This is a genomic window from Polynucleobacter ibericus (assembly GCF_018687955.1).
GTDB lineage: Bacteria > Pseudomonadota > Gammaproteobacteria > Burkholderiales > Burkholderiaceae > Polynucleobacter > Polynucleobacter ibericus.
Genome location: NZ_CP061309.1, coordinates 1,019,097 through 1,032,671 on the forward strand (window position 1 = coordinate 1,019,097; position 13,575 = coordinate 1,032,671).

The window sequence follows — 13,575 nt, forward strand, 5'->3', positions numbered from 1 at the left end:
GCTAAATCTATGGCAATTAGCCTTATAGCTAATACTGATACTCCAAGAGAAAGCTAGACTGAGTACACGGCAACCAGCGGTAAATTCACAAAGAAAGTGGTTCCATCGCCCGGTTTTGATTCAAATCTGATAGCGCCACCGTGCCGCATCACAATATGCTTGCACAGCCACAGGCCAATACCCATTCCAGATCCTTTGGTGGTGGAAAGAAGCTCAAACATATGGGATTGAACTGCCATATCAATGCCAGAACCGTTATCAGCAACCGAAATCTGCACACCGGATCCAGCATGTTCAGCTCGAATAATGATTTTTTTATCAGATCTTTCTGCTGGTTTTAATGCATCGATAGCGTTGTTGACTAGGTTTAAGAGCACTTGCTGAAGCTCGCCCTGATTTGCCGTAACCAATAAATCGTCTTCTAGTTTTAATACCACTTGAATATTTTGTTTAGCAATTTCCGGGCGGGTAATTGTCAGCACCAAATCAATTAGTTCAGCAATGTAGACTTTTGTAGATGCTAATTTTTCATCCGCAAATACTGACCTGAGCGAACGAATGATATTTGCCGCACGCTGATTGTCTGACAGTAATGAATCCAATACTTCTTTTTGTAGTACAGGATTTAAATCCCCTTCAGATAACTTCTTTTGCAAGAATTGAATATTCAGACTAGAGGCGCCTAAGGGCTGATTAAGCTCATGCGCAATAGATGCTGACAGCGCCCCAGTACTCGCGGTTTTATTGGCTTTTAATAGCGAGGCTATCAAGAGCTCTCGCTCTTCTAGCAATCTTTTAGTAGATAGACTTTCCTTAGCGGCATTGATGCTTGCGGCAGCGATTAACTCAGCCCAATAGTTACTAATGGCTATATAAGATAAGGTACCCATCACGAGCTGGGCAATAGTGAACAGGATTAATATTTGTGGGATCTGGTCTACCTGTCGTATGGTTAATGCAGAGGCAACCAAAATTAAAAAGCGTCCTATAGCAAAAAATATCTCGGCAAAACTGGCGCATTGCATATAAAGCAATTGTTTTGAGGGTGTTGATTTTCTTTTGATAGCCAACTCATAGATTTGCCAGCAATAAAAAATAGATGCAATAGTAGCCATCACAGCAGTTCGGATCTCAAAAGTCCCATATAGGCGCATGTATTCGAATGAAGCAATAAAAATGAGAACTGACGCTGAGGCAAGTATCTTTATCTGCCTGGAAACTTCACGATTAAGTGACCGACAAAAGAGGGCTTGCAATAGCGCAGCAACATAAAAGAAGCTATTGGCCAAGGTGAAATTAAATTGCGGATTCGCAATATTTTGAATAGTGATTACACCGGCGCCAAAAATAAGCAATCCTACTACGCTCACTAATAATGAGGACATCCAATACAGACTGGGCTTTAGCAAATTTTGAGAGCGGTAATAGTGATAAATACCAAAAAATAGGCCCATCTGAATAATGGCCAGAATGAAGAAATAAATAGAGATGAGCAGCTTCATGTTCGCTATGGTACATCCACCCAATTGATTCGCTAAAATGGCGGTCATGCGGCTTTTCAGTGCAACCAAGATCCTTACTTTTGCCACCCTTTTTGTCGCAAGTATTGGCAATGTGCAGGCCCAGTCTGCCCTCCAAAATACCGCTAACAATTACCTTAAAAAGCGTGCAGATGCCTTCATGACCATTACCGGTTATTCGCTGACGCCTGACGTGACTACTGGATCTCTATCAATTCGCAATAATGATGGTGATAACTCTGACCTTCAAATGATCTCCTTAGGTGGAGGCGATCGTATTAGCGCAAACTTTCCCCTATATTTAGAAGGCACCTTAGCGGTTAATCGCTACAACCCAAACTTCACCGATGGCATTGGCAATACCTCAGTGACCGTACCCGTTCATTGGAATAGCATTACTGGAACCGGAGGGGTGGGCTGGGATTTTCCGATTACCGATGAATTGCGCCTGCGCCCTATTGCCAACGTGATGTTGGGGCATTTAGAAAGTGATTTATCGATTGCTTCTCGAGTCATTCAGAATCGCCAAGGCGTGGATTTGCAATTTCTCAATGGTGGACGCATGAACTCTTATGGCCTGGGTGGATCCGTCATGCTTGATTATGAAAATTACAAGCCCGATCAAGAAATCGATGTCGAGTTGCGTTACACCAATATTGGAGTCCAAACATTTGATACCTCGACTGCAGTTCAAGGGTCAGCGGATTCACAAAGCTTGGCATTTTGGGCTCGCAGCCGGATACCGACCCCAATTTCACTATTGGATAGACCCCTCAGAGCCGTATTTGAAGTAGCCCATACCGAATTCCTAGGAGACCTTCGTGGCGCCCTAGGCTTTAACTCCCTATCCTCAGTTGGCACTGGCTTTGAGTTGGATCGCAGCGCCTCTGACCCCATCTTCTCAAGGGTTAGGGTCGTATTTCGCTATCAATTTGGCCAGAATGTGCATGGCACATCGATTGGTTTGGCTGCCAGCTTTTAATATGGGCAATACAATAGCTATAGATACTAAAACTAACTTGCTAGTATTTAAATATTCTCGCGTCACCACCTAAAGGTGATGCGTTTTAAACATTCTAAGGATCAAAACAGTATGAAAAAAATTATCATTGCTATCGTCATTGCTGCTATCGCAGTCGGTGCATACCTTTTCCTCACTAAGCCAAAGGCTCCTATTGCTGGCGTAGCTGCTCAAGAATCCGCACTGATTTATGACGGAGAAGTGACTAAAGTTGATGCGGCAACACGTACGGTTACCCTCAAAAACCAAGATGGTGAAACTTCGATCGTTGCTGGTCCTGAAGTGAAAAACTTTGCAGAAATCAAAGTTGGCGACCGTTTTGATGTTGTATATGAAATGGCTGTAGCTATTGAATTAGTTAAGGTTAAAAATCCTGGCACAACTAGTGAGCAAGTTAGCACTAGCACTACTACAGCTCCACAAGGTGACAAGCCAGGCATGATCACCACCAACGCAGTGACTGCAACTGCCAATGTTGAAGCGATTGATGCAGCTAAAAAAATCGTTACATTAAAAGGTCCACAAGGAAATATCTTCAAGGTTAATGTTAAAAACGCCGACCTGTTGAAAGATATTGCTGTAAACGATCAAGTAAAAGTGGTTTACACAGAAGCTATTGCTGCAGTAGTAAGCGCACCAGCTAAGAAGTAATCCAGAAATGTAGCAATGCTTTTCTAGCAACTGAAAAGACAAAAAGCCCAGCAATTGATTGCTGGGCTTTTTACATCTGACTTGCGGTTTTAAGCTTTAAAGCTATCAATATCGTCTTTTCGGCGTACCAGCAAAAGATTGCCTCTTCTCAATATGTCTAAAGGTGATTCGGCCTTTGCTCAAGTCATAAGTGGAGAGCTCTAATGAAACCTTATCTCCAGCCAATATACGGATGTGATTTTTTTTCATTCTTCCCGCTGTATAGGCAATGAGCTTATGACCATTGTCCAAGGTAACCCGATAGCGAGAATCTGGCAGAATTTCATCAACAAGACCTTCCATTTCAAGCAATTCTTCTTTTGCCATTTAACATCCTTAATAAAAATAAAAAAGCCCAGACATGCTGGGCTTTGAACCAGGCAAATAAATGTCGCCTGGCATTTGCTGTTGATTTAAACAGGTTGAATATTGGATGCTAACTTGCCTTTAGGGCCAGTAGTAATATCAAAAGTCACTTTTTGACCTTCAGCTAATGACTTAAATCCGTTGCTATTAATTGCTGAAAAATGGGCGAATAAATCTTCACCACCGAGTTCAGGGGTAATAAAACCGAAGCCTTTAGCGTCGTTAAACCATTTCACTGTTCCGTTTGCCATATCTGACTATTCCTTAAAAAAAATATAAAAGGGGCTATGCCCCAGATGGGACGAGAGTCAAGAATGGCGGGGAGATGCTAAGAAGAACTATCGCAGAACTGCGGTATTAATTACTAGTACAACAACACTATTAGCTTGAAAATCGCTCATGGTATTTTACTCTACTTTGGTTATAAGGAGTTACTTTCGAACAAATCATCTCTATAACAGCCATAGAGTAGCCTATTGACCGATAGCAGACAATCAACAACAAAAGCAAAAGCCACCCCGTAGGATGGCTTTGGTAAAGATTTTGGTAACCATTAGGGGAATTGGGCTGTAAGCTCTGCTCCCCATAGAACCTAGGCGGAGTTCAACTCCGCAATGACCGCTAACGACACAAAGCAGCCTCTCAAGACAATAAAAAACCCGCATAAGCGGGTTTGCCTTCAAATTTAAGTCTGTCTAATTAGAAACCGACTGTATAAGTTGCCATCACAGTCGATGTTGAAACTGCTTGATAGGATTCTTGGCGGTAGATGCCAGTGATACCGAGACGTTGATTTTTCTCAACATCATATGTAGCGCCAACAGTTGCAGTCGCACGAGTCTTAACTGGGTTCGCATTAAAGTTTACTGGGGCTAAAGTGCCTGTACCAGCCCAAGTAGCAGTGTAAGAACCACTAGCAGTATTGGTATCGGACTCTACACCAGCGCTTGCAAACAAGTTCGTCTGTGGAATGCCTCTATATGAAGCTCCTACACCAGCTAATGCTGTAGTTGCATTGGTATTCAAAGCGCTGTAAGTCAACGGAGTTGTTACAGAAGCTGATGAACCCTCTGTATAACCGCCCATATTGTTCTGCGTATAACGAATACCAACATAGGGAGAAACTACAACATCTTGCATTACGCCAAAGCCATGTTTACCTAATACTTGGAAACCTTGGCTATTGAGTTGTGAAGAACCAGAACCTGCTTCAGATGCAGTAGCGCCTGAACCCACAACACCACGGTTAATCGTTGTGTTCTTTTGGCCATAAGCAGCAGATACCTTTAGCTCGCTACCTGTACCATCTTGGCGCTCATTCCAAGCAGCAAATAAACCAATCAATGGTGTGTTGTTACCTAGATTCACAGTAGAGCCACCATTGTTTACTGATAAGTTCTGGTCAGCATAAGCGCCAATACGCACAGAAGGCAATGCACGATAAGCTGCAATCAATAAAGCGCTAGTGTTATTTAGACCGTTTTCAGCTGAAACAGCAGTATTTCGAGCACCACCAGAAACGCAGACGTTATTTGCTCCAAAAACTGTACAGTCATAGGAAAAGCCATTAGCTAGAACAGAGTTTTGTAATGCGTAAGTGCCTTGTAATGCCTGCGTTGTATTTGCTACAGACGCTTGCGTGTTGGCTGATGAGACTGAGGAGGATCCGCCACCGCCACCGCCACCGCCACCGCTACCGCCACAAGATCCGTCAGCGGTATCATAAATACAGATCCCAGTGATTGATGAGCCGTTTGCAGGGTTGGAGGATAGCTGAAAGTAAGTTGTGGTTAAGCTGTTAGTTGTCTGCGATACACCGCTTGTTGATGTTGATAAATTAAGTAGTGGAGCGGTTGCTCCACTGCTAGAGCTGTATAAACGAAAAAGAATTCCCGAACCTGTTTTAGAAGCCCAGGAAATTGATATAGCACTATTCGGACTAATTGAGGAGCTTAGGTTTGTATTTGCAATACCATTATTATTAACATCAAGCGAAATAGCGCCGGAATTACTGTAGTAAGTGGCGGCTCCAGCATTGAAACAATAAATCCCCAACGTGATTGCCAGAAGCGGTCTTTTAAAACTTAACGTCATCCCAAATCCCTTTTATTAGCTTTAAATAGCAAATTTTCCTTGGAAATACGATGCAAAACCACGTACCAAAGTACGTATAAGAGGCGTTATTAGAGTGCAATTGGCGGAAAAAATCGCCCCAGCCCAATAATGAAGATATGATTTGCGGCAAAAGCCAAAACTCAGCAAAAACTATGAATTCGTACGCCACATTAATGTTCATCTACACCCTATTTACGCTCATATCGAGCAGTATTTTGTATGGGGCGTTTAGAAGAAAAATGGATGCGTCTGCAGTCTATTTCTTAATATCTGAATTGTTTATGGCCGTTACATGTGGAACTCTATTTTTAATCAATATAGGCGCCCTAAGTCCAACGACTCCATGGACTGGAGTTCCAATTTTCTCAGTGTTAGGTGCAGAGGTAGCAATTCTGTTTAGCATTCTCTCCCTGACAAATCAGACTAAAAAAAGCTGGTTCATTTTAAGCATGTTAATTATCGGCCTCATAACTACGCTTTTAGAGGCATCAAGAGGCGAGATTGAGCTGCGAGTAAACATATTATTAATTTCAATATGCTTAACTAGCATATTCACTCTCAATTATTTAGTTTGCAAATTTCGACTGCCTCCCTCCTTGCAAAACAACCAGTTTATGAAATGGTTTACGTGGTTTGAGTTAGGCATGGTTGGCTATGGTGTCATGCGAATACTCGGATACTTTGCGCCAGCCCCAATACGCCCATTGAATACGCCAAGTACTTTGGCTTTGGTTATTTTTTCCTACTTCGTAGTGATTGGAACATTTCGCTACATTTCCTACATAGGCTTGCGTATTAGCTGGGTCAACCCCATCAACCCTACTCAAAATCCCCTAAATAAAAGTTTAGTAAACGCAATTGAGGAAAAAGATCAACTATTAAGAGGCTTAATAGCTTCTAACAGAGTCATTGGGATTAGCGCGTTGGCAAGCTCACTCGCCCATCAGCTAAGTCAGCCCCTAACAACAATCGCACTTCGGGCCGACACAACCCGAAGAGACTTAGAAGGCGCTACGCAAGATCCAAAGGTGCTTTCATCGTTAGATGACATATCAACACAATCATCTAAACTCGCCGAACTCATTAAAAATCTCAGGCGTCTTTTTGGCTCAAGTGAATACAGGTTTTTACCTCTCAATTTGCAAAAGATTATCGAGGAAATTATTGAGATTGTTCAGCCCAGCCTTGATGCAAAGAAAATTACTCTCATTAAAGATTATCACTGTAACCCAATGGTTATTGGTGACAGCATTCAATTACAGCAAGTATTTATTAATATCCTAAACAATGCAATTGATTCGCTTGAGCAAAATGATACCCAGACCAAGGAAATCCAAATCAGCATCACAAAACGTGACAAATTTGCAATCGTCGAATTTAAAGACAATGGTGGCGGCTTTGATCAAAAGTCTGTACCTACTATCTTTGAGTTATACAAAACAACAAAACGAGATGGCCTTGGCGTAGGGTTGTGGCTCAGTAAAACCATCATTGAGCAGCATCATGGCAGCATTTCAGCACAGAATGATGAGCTCGGTCACGCAGTTCTTACTCTTGAAGTTCCATTGAGCGACTCACAGGACCACGAACCATGAAAAACTATCGAGTCGTTATTGTTGAAGATGATTTAGCGCTTAAAGAGAGCCTAAAAGACTGGCTGTCTCGAGATTATGAAGTTAGTGAACATGAGTCAGCGGAAGATTTTTTAGCCGCTATTAATGATTTTGACTTCGAAGATGGCTTACCTACATGCATGCTGCTTGATTTTCAAATGCCTGGGATGAATGGTGTTGAGCTCCAGCGAGTATTGAAATCCATGAATATTGAGTACCCAATCATCTTTATGAGTGGTAATGCCCAACAGGCAGATGTCATTGATGCATGGCGCGAAGGAGCAGTTGACTTCCTCTTGAAACCATTTTCGGGCCCACAAATTAGCGACTGCCTTCAGAGGCTCTTTTCCAAATCACTTCAAATCAAGCTTGATAGTGAGCCAGCAATAGAAGTAGTTGTGGGGAACGACTTACCTATTACCCCTAGAGAAGCTGAAGTATTGTTGCTGTTAGGCCAAGGACATCGACAAGCAGAGGTAGCTGCGATGCTTGGTATTGGATTACGAACGATCAAAATGCACCGAACCAGCCTAAAAAATAAACTTAATCTCAATACACTTGTAGAGCTGAGTAGGTTTTGCGATCAGCATTCATTATCAATACAAAAAATAATCGGCAAGACTGATCCTTTTAAGCAATAAGGCAGCAGGTAGTCTAATCTTAAAGGTCTAAGTGATCACCTATATTGTCAAAGACATTAATGAAGTGTCATCTATTGGCCAAAAGAAGACGTTAAAAAAATATTTAAACCCCCGCCCCTCTTTTATGGAAAAACATAAGGGGGCGTTTCCTATAAATCACTAATCGGATGTCCAAAACACTATTCATACTCTAGCCCATGAAAAGGGTCTTTTTAGGGGGGGGGGACTGGTACGGTGGAGTCTAGATTCTAGGAAATCACAATAGGGCATCCCAGCTATCTTGCTCATTAGACGAATGAGTAAAGATAAGCGCGGTCTTAAAGATGTTGAGTTTGCAGACAAGATCAAGACCCAGATCTTTAAGCAATTTCAGCAAGAACGACTCATAAAGGAGGATATGGTTATTCCTGCATCAATGCTAGCTGCAGCCAAGAATCTAGAGTTGCGACGCACTCGAGACTTTGAGAACTCGATCGAGGATGAGAAACGTCATCGAAGAACGGCGAAGCTTGCGCCAGTTGACAAGATTAATACCCCACCTCTTACTCGGGAGAGATTCGAAGAATAAGAATTGCGTGGGGAAATTTGGGGGAAATTATGTGGGATTGACAACAAACGCACATAAATTCTTGACTATTGGCGGAAGAGGTGAGATTCGAACTCACGGAGGACTTTCATCCTCGCCAGTTTTCAAGACTGGTGCATTCAACCGCTCTGCCACTCTTCCTTTAATGCAACTTACTGTGAATCACGGTTGATTCAAGTGCTAGATTATAAAGAACTTTTGATTTGACCTTCTAAATGCTTGGCAATCGCTAGGCTGGACGTCAATCCAGGGGACTCAAACCCATATAGGTTAAAGAGCCCTTCAAGGCCGTGTTCACCTGGGATATTGAAGTAAAAATCACCAGCTGGAGCGTTTTGTGGGACTATTTTTGCCCTCACCCCTGAATAATCAGGTTGCAAAGAATTGTCTTTGAGTCCTGGCCAATACTTTCTGACCGCCTCATAAAAACCATCACCCCGCTTTGGATTGACGGTGTAATCGATTTGATTTTCTTCATCAATATCGAGCCACTCCACATCGGGACCAAATTTAGCTTGCCCGCCCATATCGAGAGTCAGATGGACTCCCAAACCACCCGGTTCTGGGATTGGATAAATCAAATGTTTGAAGGGTGACTTACCAGATAGGGAAAAGTAATTTCCTTTAGCAAAATAGGCTTTAGGGATTTGCTCTTGATGGAGCCCTTCTATTTTTTTTGCAATGGCGGGTGCGCTCATGCCAGCACAATTAATCAGAAGCTTGGTCTGAATCTTCATGCCGTCGGCACCGCCGATTTCCAATTCAAATCCGTCTTTAGCATTTTCACCAATAGGCTTAGCGCTCATCAGCGGTGATTGATACGCAATCATGCCGCCAGCATCTTCAAAGCCACCAAGCAATGAAAGCATAAATGCATGGCTATCAACAATGCCAGTAGAGGCTGAGAGAACTGCTGCCACGCATTGAAGTTCAGGCTCCATTGTCGTGGCCTGCTCACCAGTAATCATTTTGATTTCTGGGACATTGTTTTGTTGCGCTTTGTATAAGATTGCCTGGAGATCATCCAACTGAGACTCATCGCTAGCGACAATGAGTTTGCCGTAAGGTGCGGTGGCTACTTGATGGCTGCGGCAGTATTCATAGAGCATACGGTTACCCTCTACGCACAGCTTTGCCTTAAGGGAAGCTTTTGGGTAGTAAATACCAGCATGAATCACTTCGCTATTGCGAGCACTACTAATCGTGCCAAAGGAGGACTCACGTTCGAGCAAAATGGTTTCTCTACCCTGAAGTGCCATTTCTCGTGCAACGGCCAATCCAACTACCCCAGCTCCAATGACGACACAGTCGACCTGATCCATTTATCTGCCCAAGCCTTGAATTTTTGTTATCAGCATCCTGAAATCGTAACATTTTCAGTGTTTTAGTGGGTTTTGGGGTACTTCTTGATAAAATCTATACATGCCTTCAAATCCAGCTGCAGATCGCCTGAAATCCCTATTTAGCGCCCAAGATATCGTTTTAGATAGCGCCTATCAAGGTATTGATGCTGCCGGCTGGAAGTCCCTCTTTAGTCAGGCTAAAGCATCCAAATTAGAACAATTTATTGCCGATCTATTTGCTGGCAAACCAGTTAACAATTCTGAGAATCGCCCTGCACTGCATTCAGCGCTTCGTAACCTAGATAAAACACCCGTCTTGGTCAATGGCAAAGATATCATGCCAGAGGTTGCCCAAGTTTGGCATCGCATGGAAGCGCTTTGCAATTCATGGGTTGGTGTTACCGATGTTATTCACATTGGTATTGGTGGCTCTGATTTTGGCCCACGCTTAGCAATTGAAGCCCTAGCCCATGTCCCCGGCATTGAAAGTCGCGGCATGCGGATGCATTTTTTAGCCAATATTGATACCGCTGATCTCAATCGCATTTTGCAGCGCGCTCTACCCAATAGTACGCGCGTCATCATTGTCTCGAAGTCGTTCACAACGCTAGAGACCACCATGAATGCCAAAGCGGTTGTTAAATGGCTCAAAGATCATGGTCGTACTGATAGTCAGATTTCTCATGCTTTGTATGCAGTTACAGCAAATGTCCCAGCGGCTGAGGCATTTGGGGTTAATAAAGACAATATTTATCCCTTCTGGGATTGGGTTGGCGGTCGTTACTCTGTCTGGTCTGCCGTAGGTCTACCAATTGCCTTGCAGTATGGGTTTGAGAATTTCAAGCAATTTTTAGCTGGCGCTCAAGCCATGGATCAGCACTTTAAGTCTGCGCCCCTAGAAGAAAATCTGCCAGTCATTATGGCGCTGAGTCTGCTTTATCAACAAGAGAAGTACAACATCAAGTCCTATGCCGTCATTCCGTATGCCGATGCACTGGACTGGTTTCCAAAATGGCTGCAACAGCTCGACATGGAAAGCAATGGCAAGAGCGTTGATCGTGATGGCAAGCCGGTGAAGTTCTCTTGCCCAGTGGTATTTGGTAGCTCCGGCAGCAATGCACAGCATTCTTACTTCCAGCTACTGCATCAAGGCACTGAAGTTATACCAATTGATTTCATTGCAATTCGTGAGCCGATGAGTCATTTGCCTGAGGCAAAAGCACATCACCGCATCCTGCTCTCTAACTGTTTGGCTCAAGCGCAGGCTTTGGCTAACGGCAAGAAAACTGATAACCCGAATAACACCTATCCAGGTAAGCGCCCTAGTAACTTACTCATTCTTCCTAAGCTTAATGCCTATTATTTGGGTGCACTTTTAGCGCTTTATGAAAATCGCACGGCTGCATTAGGCGCCCTATGGAACATCAATAGCTTTGATCAACCTGGCGTTGAACTTGGCAAGGTATTAGCCAAGCCCATTGAGGCTGCTTTAAAAAATGGTGGCACTGTGCTAGCTGATGCTGGCATTGACGAAGTTACTGCCGCTCGTATTAATCTCTTAAATTCTTAGATTATTCGAATTTGACATGCCATCTTTAATTGTTTAAACTTGTATAAACAATTTCTCAAGGAGTAAATCATGGCTCCAGCACTTAAAGTAGAACAAACGATACAAGAATGGGGCAATGGCCTAGGCGTCAGAATCACTTCGCCCGTTGCAAAAGCTGCACATCTCTCTCAAGGCGTACCAATATCAGTTGAAGTTGTCAAAAATGGCGTGCTTCTCAGGGTTGTTGGTAAACCCAAACTCAGCCTCAATCAAAAACTGAAGGCCTATGATCCAAATCAACATGGCGGAGAAGTTATGAATTCCACCCCAATTGGTAAAGAATTATTTAATGGTTGAAAAATTAAAGCTGTGGGTTCCAGAGCGTAGGGACATGATCTGGATTAATTTCAATCCGCAATCGGGAAAAGAAATGAAAGATGAACATCCGATGCTTGTTATTTCCCCAAAACCATTTAATGAAAAAACTGGCATTGTGATTGGTCTACCGATGACACATGCACGGTTTAATGAAACCAATCCCTTTGCTATCAAGTTTTCGATTGGAAAAGGTGATCCCGCATACATCTTGACCCATCAACCAAAATCTTTTGATTGGCGCCTTCGTAATGCCAGACCTCATCCTTGGAAAAGTCTCCCGCCTGCCCTTTTTCAAGAGGCATGTGAGGGGCTAAATTCAATCATTGACATTGCCCATTAATACCAAATCTATTTAGGACCTACCGTGCAACTATCCCCTTCTATTTTCAAAGCTTATGACATTCGCGGCATCATTGATGAGACGGTAGATCCTTCGATTGCCAAGCTCATTGGCCAAGCCTTCGGCACTGAAATGCGTGAACTGGGTGAAACAGAAATCGTGATTGGTCGCGATGGTCGCCTATCTGGGCCAAGCTTGATTGAGGCGCTCACTGAAGGTCTGCTTTCTACTGGTATTAATGTGATTGATTTAGGTATGGTTGCCACGCCAATGGTTTACTTTGGCGCTAATCAAGAGATCAATGGCAAGAAACCCAAGTCCGGCATCATGATTACTGGCAGTCACAACCCACCGAATTACAACGGTTTTAAGATGGTTTTAGGTGGAGCGGCTATTTACGGCGATCAAATTCAGGCATTGCGCAAACGTATTGAAGCAAAGCAGTTTGCTAGCGGTCAAGGTACACGTAGCACCTTTGATATTTTCCCAATGTACTTAGAGCGCATTGTGAGTGATGTGAAACTGGCCCGCCCTATGAAGATCGTCGTTGACTGCGGCAACGGCGTTGGTGGTGCCTTTGCAGGTAAGTTATTTAGAGCATTGGGCTGTGAAGTTCAAGAACTCTTTTGCGAAGTCGATGGAAATTTTCCAAATCACCATCCAGATCCAGCGCATATTGAGAACCTGCAAGATCTTATTAAGAACTTACAAACCACTGATAATGAATTAGGTCTAGCCTTTGATGGTGATGCCGATCGTTTGGGCGTAGTCACTAAAGATGGTCAGGTAATTTTTCCAGATCGTCAGATGATGCTCTTTGCCAAGGATGTTCTTTCCAGAAATCCTGGCGGTCAGATTATTTATGACGTCAAATGCACTCGCAACCTCGCAAGCTATGTGAAGCAACATGGTGGTGAGCCTTTAATGTGGAAAACCGGTCACTCTTTAGTCAAAGCCAAGCTGAAAGAAACTGGTGCACCACTTGCCGGTGAAATGTCGGGTCACATCTTTTTTAAAGACCGTTGGTTTGGCTTTGATGACGGTCTTTATACCGGCGCTCGTTTATTAGAGATCCTTTCCAAAGAGAAAGATCCCAATCAAACGCTCAATGACTTACCAAATGCGATCTGCACCCCAGAATTGCAACTCGCTTGTGCCGAAGGTGAGCCTTTTGCCTTGCTAGAAACCATTAAAGCGAATGCCAAGTTCCCAACTTCTGAGTCAATCAACACGATTGATGGCGTGCGCGTGGAATATGCCGATGGTTTTGGCTTAGCTAGACCGTCAAATACAACACCAGTAGTGGTGATGCGCTTTGAGGCTGATAGCGATGAAGCCATTGCTCGTATTCAGGCGGAATTTAAGGCGGTCCTACTGGCTGCTAAGCCGGATGCTAAGCTACCTTTCTAAGGT

The 13,575-nt window shown here is 43.4% G+C and carries 14 protein-coding genes and 1 tRNA gene; 9 read left to right on the plus strand and 6 right to left on the minus strand.

Annotation, left to right across the window (positions count from 1 at the left end; translation table 11 throughout):
• Positions 1–53: 53 nt before the first annotated feature.
• Positions 54–1,550, minus strand: a complete 1,497-nt coding sequence (locus AOC20_RS05310; RefSeq protein ID WP_251373061.1) for a sensor histidine kinase — start codon at positions 1,548–1,550, stop codon at positions 54–56.
• Here AOC20_RS05310 and AOC20_RS05315 point away from each other — a divergent pair.
• Positions 1,549–2,502, plus strand: a complete 954-nt coding sequence (locus AOC20_RS05315; RefSeq protein ID WP_251373062.1) for an autotransporter domain-containing protein — start codon at positions 1,549–1,551, stop codon at positions 2,500–2,502. The two genes, AOC20_RS05310 and AOC20_RS05315, sit on opposite strands and share 2 nt — an antisense overlap.
• Before the next feature lie 111 nt (positions 2,503–2,613).
• Complete coding sequence (locus AOC20_RS05320; RefSeq protein WP_215359047.1) at positions 2,614–3,192, plus strand: hypothetical protein; 579 nt, start codon at positions 2,614–2,616, stop codon at positions 3,190–3,192.
• A 105-nt stretch (positions 3,193–3,297) separates the two neighbouring features.
• Here the strand turns inward: AOC20_RS05320 and infA are convergent, their stop codons facing one another.
• From infA to AOC20_RS05335, 3 genes are all read right to left on the minus strand, one after another.
• Positions 3,298–3,558, minus strand: coding sequence for a translation initiation factor IF-1 (gene infA, locus AOC20_RS05325; RefSeq protein ID WP_215359049.1), 261 nt, complete (start codon positions 3,556–3,558; stop codon positions 3,298–3,300).
• An 86-nt stretch (positions 3,559–3,644) separates the two neighbouring features.
• Positions 3,645–3,848 carry a cold-shock protein gene (locus tag AOC20_RS05330; RefSeq protein WP_215359051.1) on the minus strand — a complete coding sequence of 68 codons (204 nt, stop codon included), beginning with the start codon at positions 3,846–3,848 and terminating at the stop codon, positions 3,645–3,647.
• Between the two features lie 448 nt (positions 3,849–4,296).
• Positions 4,297–5,691 (minus strand): autotransporter outer membrane beta-barrel domain-containing protein, encoded by a 1,395-nt coding sequence (locus AOC20_RS05335; RefSeq protein ID WP_215359053.1) that lies wholly within the window; start codon positions 5,689–5,691, stop codon positions 4,297–4,299.
• Positions 5,692–5,951: 260 nt separating this feature from the next.
• On the opposite strand from AOC20_RS05335, the gene AOC20_RS05340 reads away from it, so the two are divergent.
• From AOC20_RS05340 to AOC20_RS05350, 3 genes are all read left to right on the plus strand, one after another.
• Positions 5,952–7,307 (plus strand): sensor histidine kinase, encoded by a 1,356-nt coding sequence (locus tag AOC20_RS05340; protein WP_215359055.1) that lies wholly within the window; start codon positions 5,952–5,954, stop codon positions 7,305–7,307.
• A complete protein-coding gene (locus AOC20_RS05345; RefSeq protein ID WP_215359057.1) occupies positions 7,304–7,966 on the plus strand; it encodes a response regulator transcription factor in 663 nt (220 codons plus the stop codon). The genes AOC20_RS05340 and AOC20_RS05345 overlap by 4 nt, the downstream gene beginning before the upstream one ends.
• Before the next feature lie 295 nt (positions 7,967–8,261).
• Positions 8,262–8,534, plus strand: coding sequence for a hypothetical protein (locus tag AOC20_RS05350; RefSeq protein WP_215359059.1), 273 nt, complete (start codon positions 8,262–8,264; stop codon positions 8,532–8,534).
• Positions 8,535–8,603: 69 nt separating this feature from the next.
• On the opposite strand, the gene AOC20_RS05355 is transcribed toward AOC20_RS05350, so the two are convergent.
• Positions 8,604–8,693 (minus strand) — tRNA-Ser (locus AOC20_RS05355).
• A gap of 44 nt (positions 8,694–8,737) precedes the next feature.
• Positions 8,738–9,874, minus strand: a complete 1,137-nt coding sequence (locus AOC20_RS05360; RefSeq protein WP_215359061.1) for an NAD(P)/FAD-dependent oxidoreductase — start codon at positions 9,872–9,874, stop codon at positions 8,738–8,740.
• A gap of 100 nt (positions 9,875–9,974) precedes the next feature.
• Between AOC20_RS05360 and pgi the strand changes: the two genes are divergently transcribed.
• The 4 genes from pgi to AOC20_RS05380 all read left to right on the plus strand — a co-directional run bounded on the left by pgi (position 9,975) and on the right by AOC20_RS05380 (position 13,572).
• Entirely contained in the window at positions 9,975–11,465 is a 1,491-nt protein-coding gene (gene pgi / locus AOC20_RS05365) for a glucose-6-phosphate isomerase (RefSeq protein WP_215359063.1), read from the plus strand.
• Between the two features lie 69 nt (positions 11,466–11,534).
• Entirely contained in the window at positions 11,535–11,801 is a 267-nt protein-coding gene (locus tag AOC20_RS05370; protein ID WP_215359065.1) for an AbrB/MazE/SpoVT family DNA-binding domain-containing protein, read from the plus strand.
• On the plus strand, positions 11,794–12,162 hold the full coding sequence (locus AOC20_RS05375; RefSeq protein WP_215359067.1) for a type II toxin-antitoxin system PemK/MazF family toxin: 369 nt from the start codon (positions 11,794–11,796) through the stop codon (positions 12,160–12,162). The genes AOC20_RS05370 and AOC20_RS05375 overlap by 8 nt, the downstream gene beginning before the upstream one ends.
• Positions 12,163–12,186: 24 nt before the next feature.
• Complete coding sequence (locus AOC20_RS05380) at positions 12,187–13,572, plus strand: phosphomannomutase/phosphoglucomutase (RefSeq protein WP_215359069.1); 1,386 nt, start codon at positions 12,187–12,189, stop codon at positions 13,570–13,572.
• Positions 13,573–13,575: the final 3 nt, after the last annotated feature.

What these genes read in the sequence shown, in the direction of transcription:
- AOC20_RS05310 (WP_251373061.1), bottom strand. Translation starts at nt 1,550, where the DNA reads ATGACCGCCATTTTAGCGAATCAATTGGGTGGATGTACCATAGCGAAC.
- AOC20_RS05360 (WP_215359061.1), bottom strand. Translation starts at nt 9,874, where the DNA reads ATGGATCAGGTCGACTGTGTCGTCATTGGAGCTGGGGTAGTTGGATTG.
- AOC20_RS05340 (WP_215359055.1), top strand. Translation starts at nt 5,952, where the DNA reads ATGGATGCGTCTGCAGTCTATTTCTTAATATCTGAATTGTTTATGGCC.
- infA (WP_215359049.1), bottom strand. Translation starts at nt 3,558, where the DNA reads ATGGCAAAAGAAGAATTGCTTGAAATGGAAGGTCTTGTTGATGAAATT.
- AOC20_RS05345 (WP_215359057.1), top strand. Translation starts at nt 7,304, where the DNA reads ATGAAAAACTATCGAGTCGTTATTGTTGAAGATGATTTAGCGCTTAAA.
- pgi (WP_215359063.1), top strand. Translation starts at nt 9,975, where the DNA reads ATGCCTTCAAATCCAGCTGCAGATCGCCTGAAATCCCTATTTAGCGCC.
- AOC20_RS05335 (WP_215359053.1), bottom strand. Translation starts at nt 5,691, where the DNA reads ATGACGTTAAGTTTTAAAAGACCGCTTCTGGCAATCACGTTGGGGATT.
- AOC20_RS05375 (WP_215359067.1), top strand. Translation starts at nt 11,794, where the DNA reads ATGGTTGAAAAATTAAAGCTGTGGGTTCCAGAGCGTAGGGACATGATC.
- AOC20_RS05320 (WP_215359047.1), top strand. Translation starts at nt 2,614, where the DNA reads ATGAAAAAAATTATCATTGCTATCGTCATTGCTGCTATCGCAGTCGGT.
- AOC20_RS05370 (WP_215359065.1), top strand. Translation starts at nt 11,535, where the DNA reads ATGGCTCCAGCACTTAAAGTAGAACAAACGATACAAGAATGGGGCAAT.
- AOC20_RS05315 (WP_251373062.1), top strand. Translation starts at nt 1,549, where the DNA reads ATGCGGCTTTTCAGTGCAACCAAGATCCTTACTTTTGCCACCCTTTTT.
- AOC20_RS05330 (WP_215359051.1), bottom strand. Translation starts at nt 3,848, where the DNA reads ATGGCAAACGGAACAGTGAAATGGTTTAACGACGCTAAAGGCTTCGGT.
- AOC20_RS05350 (WP_215359059.1), top strand. Translation starts at nt 8,262, where the DNA reads ATGAGTAAAGATAAGCGCGGTCTTAAAGATGTTGAGTTTGCAGACAAG.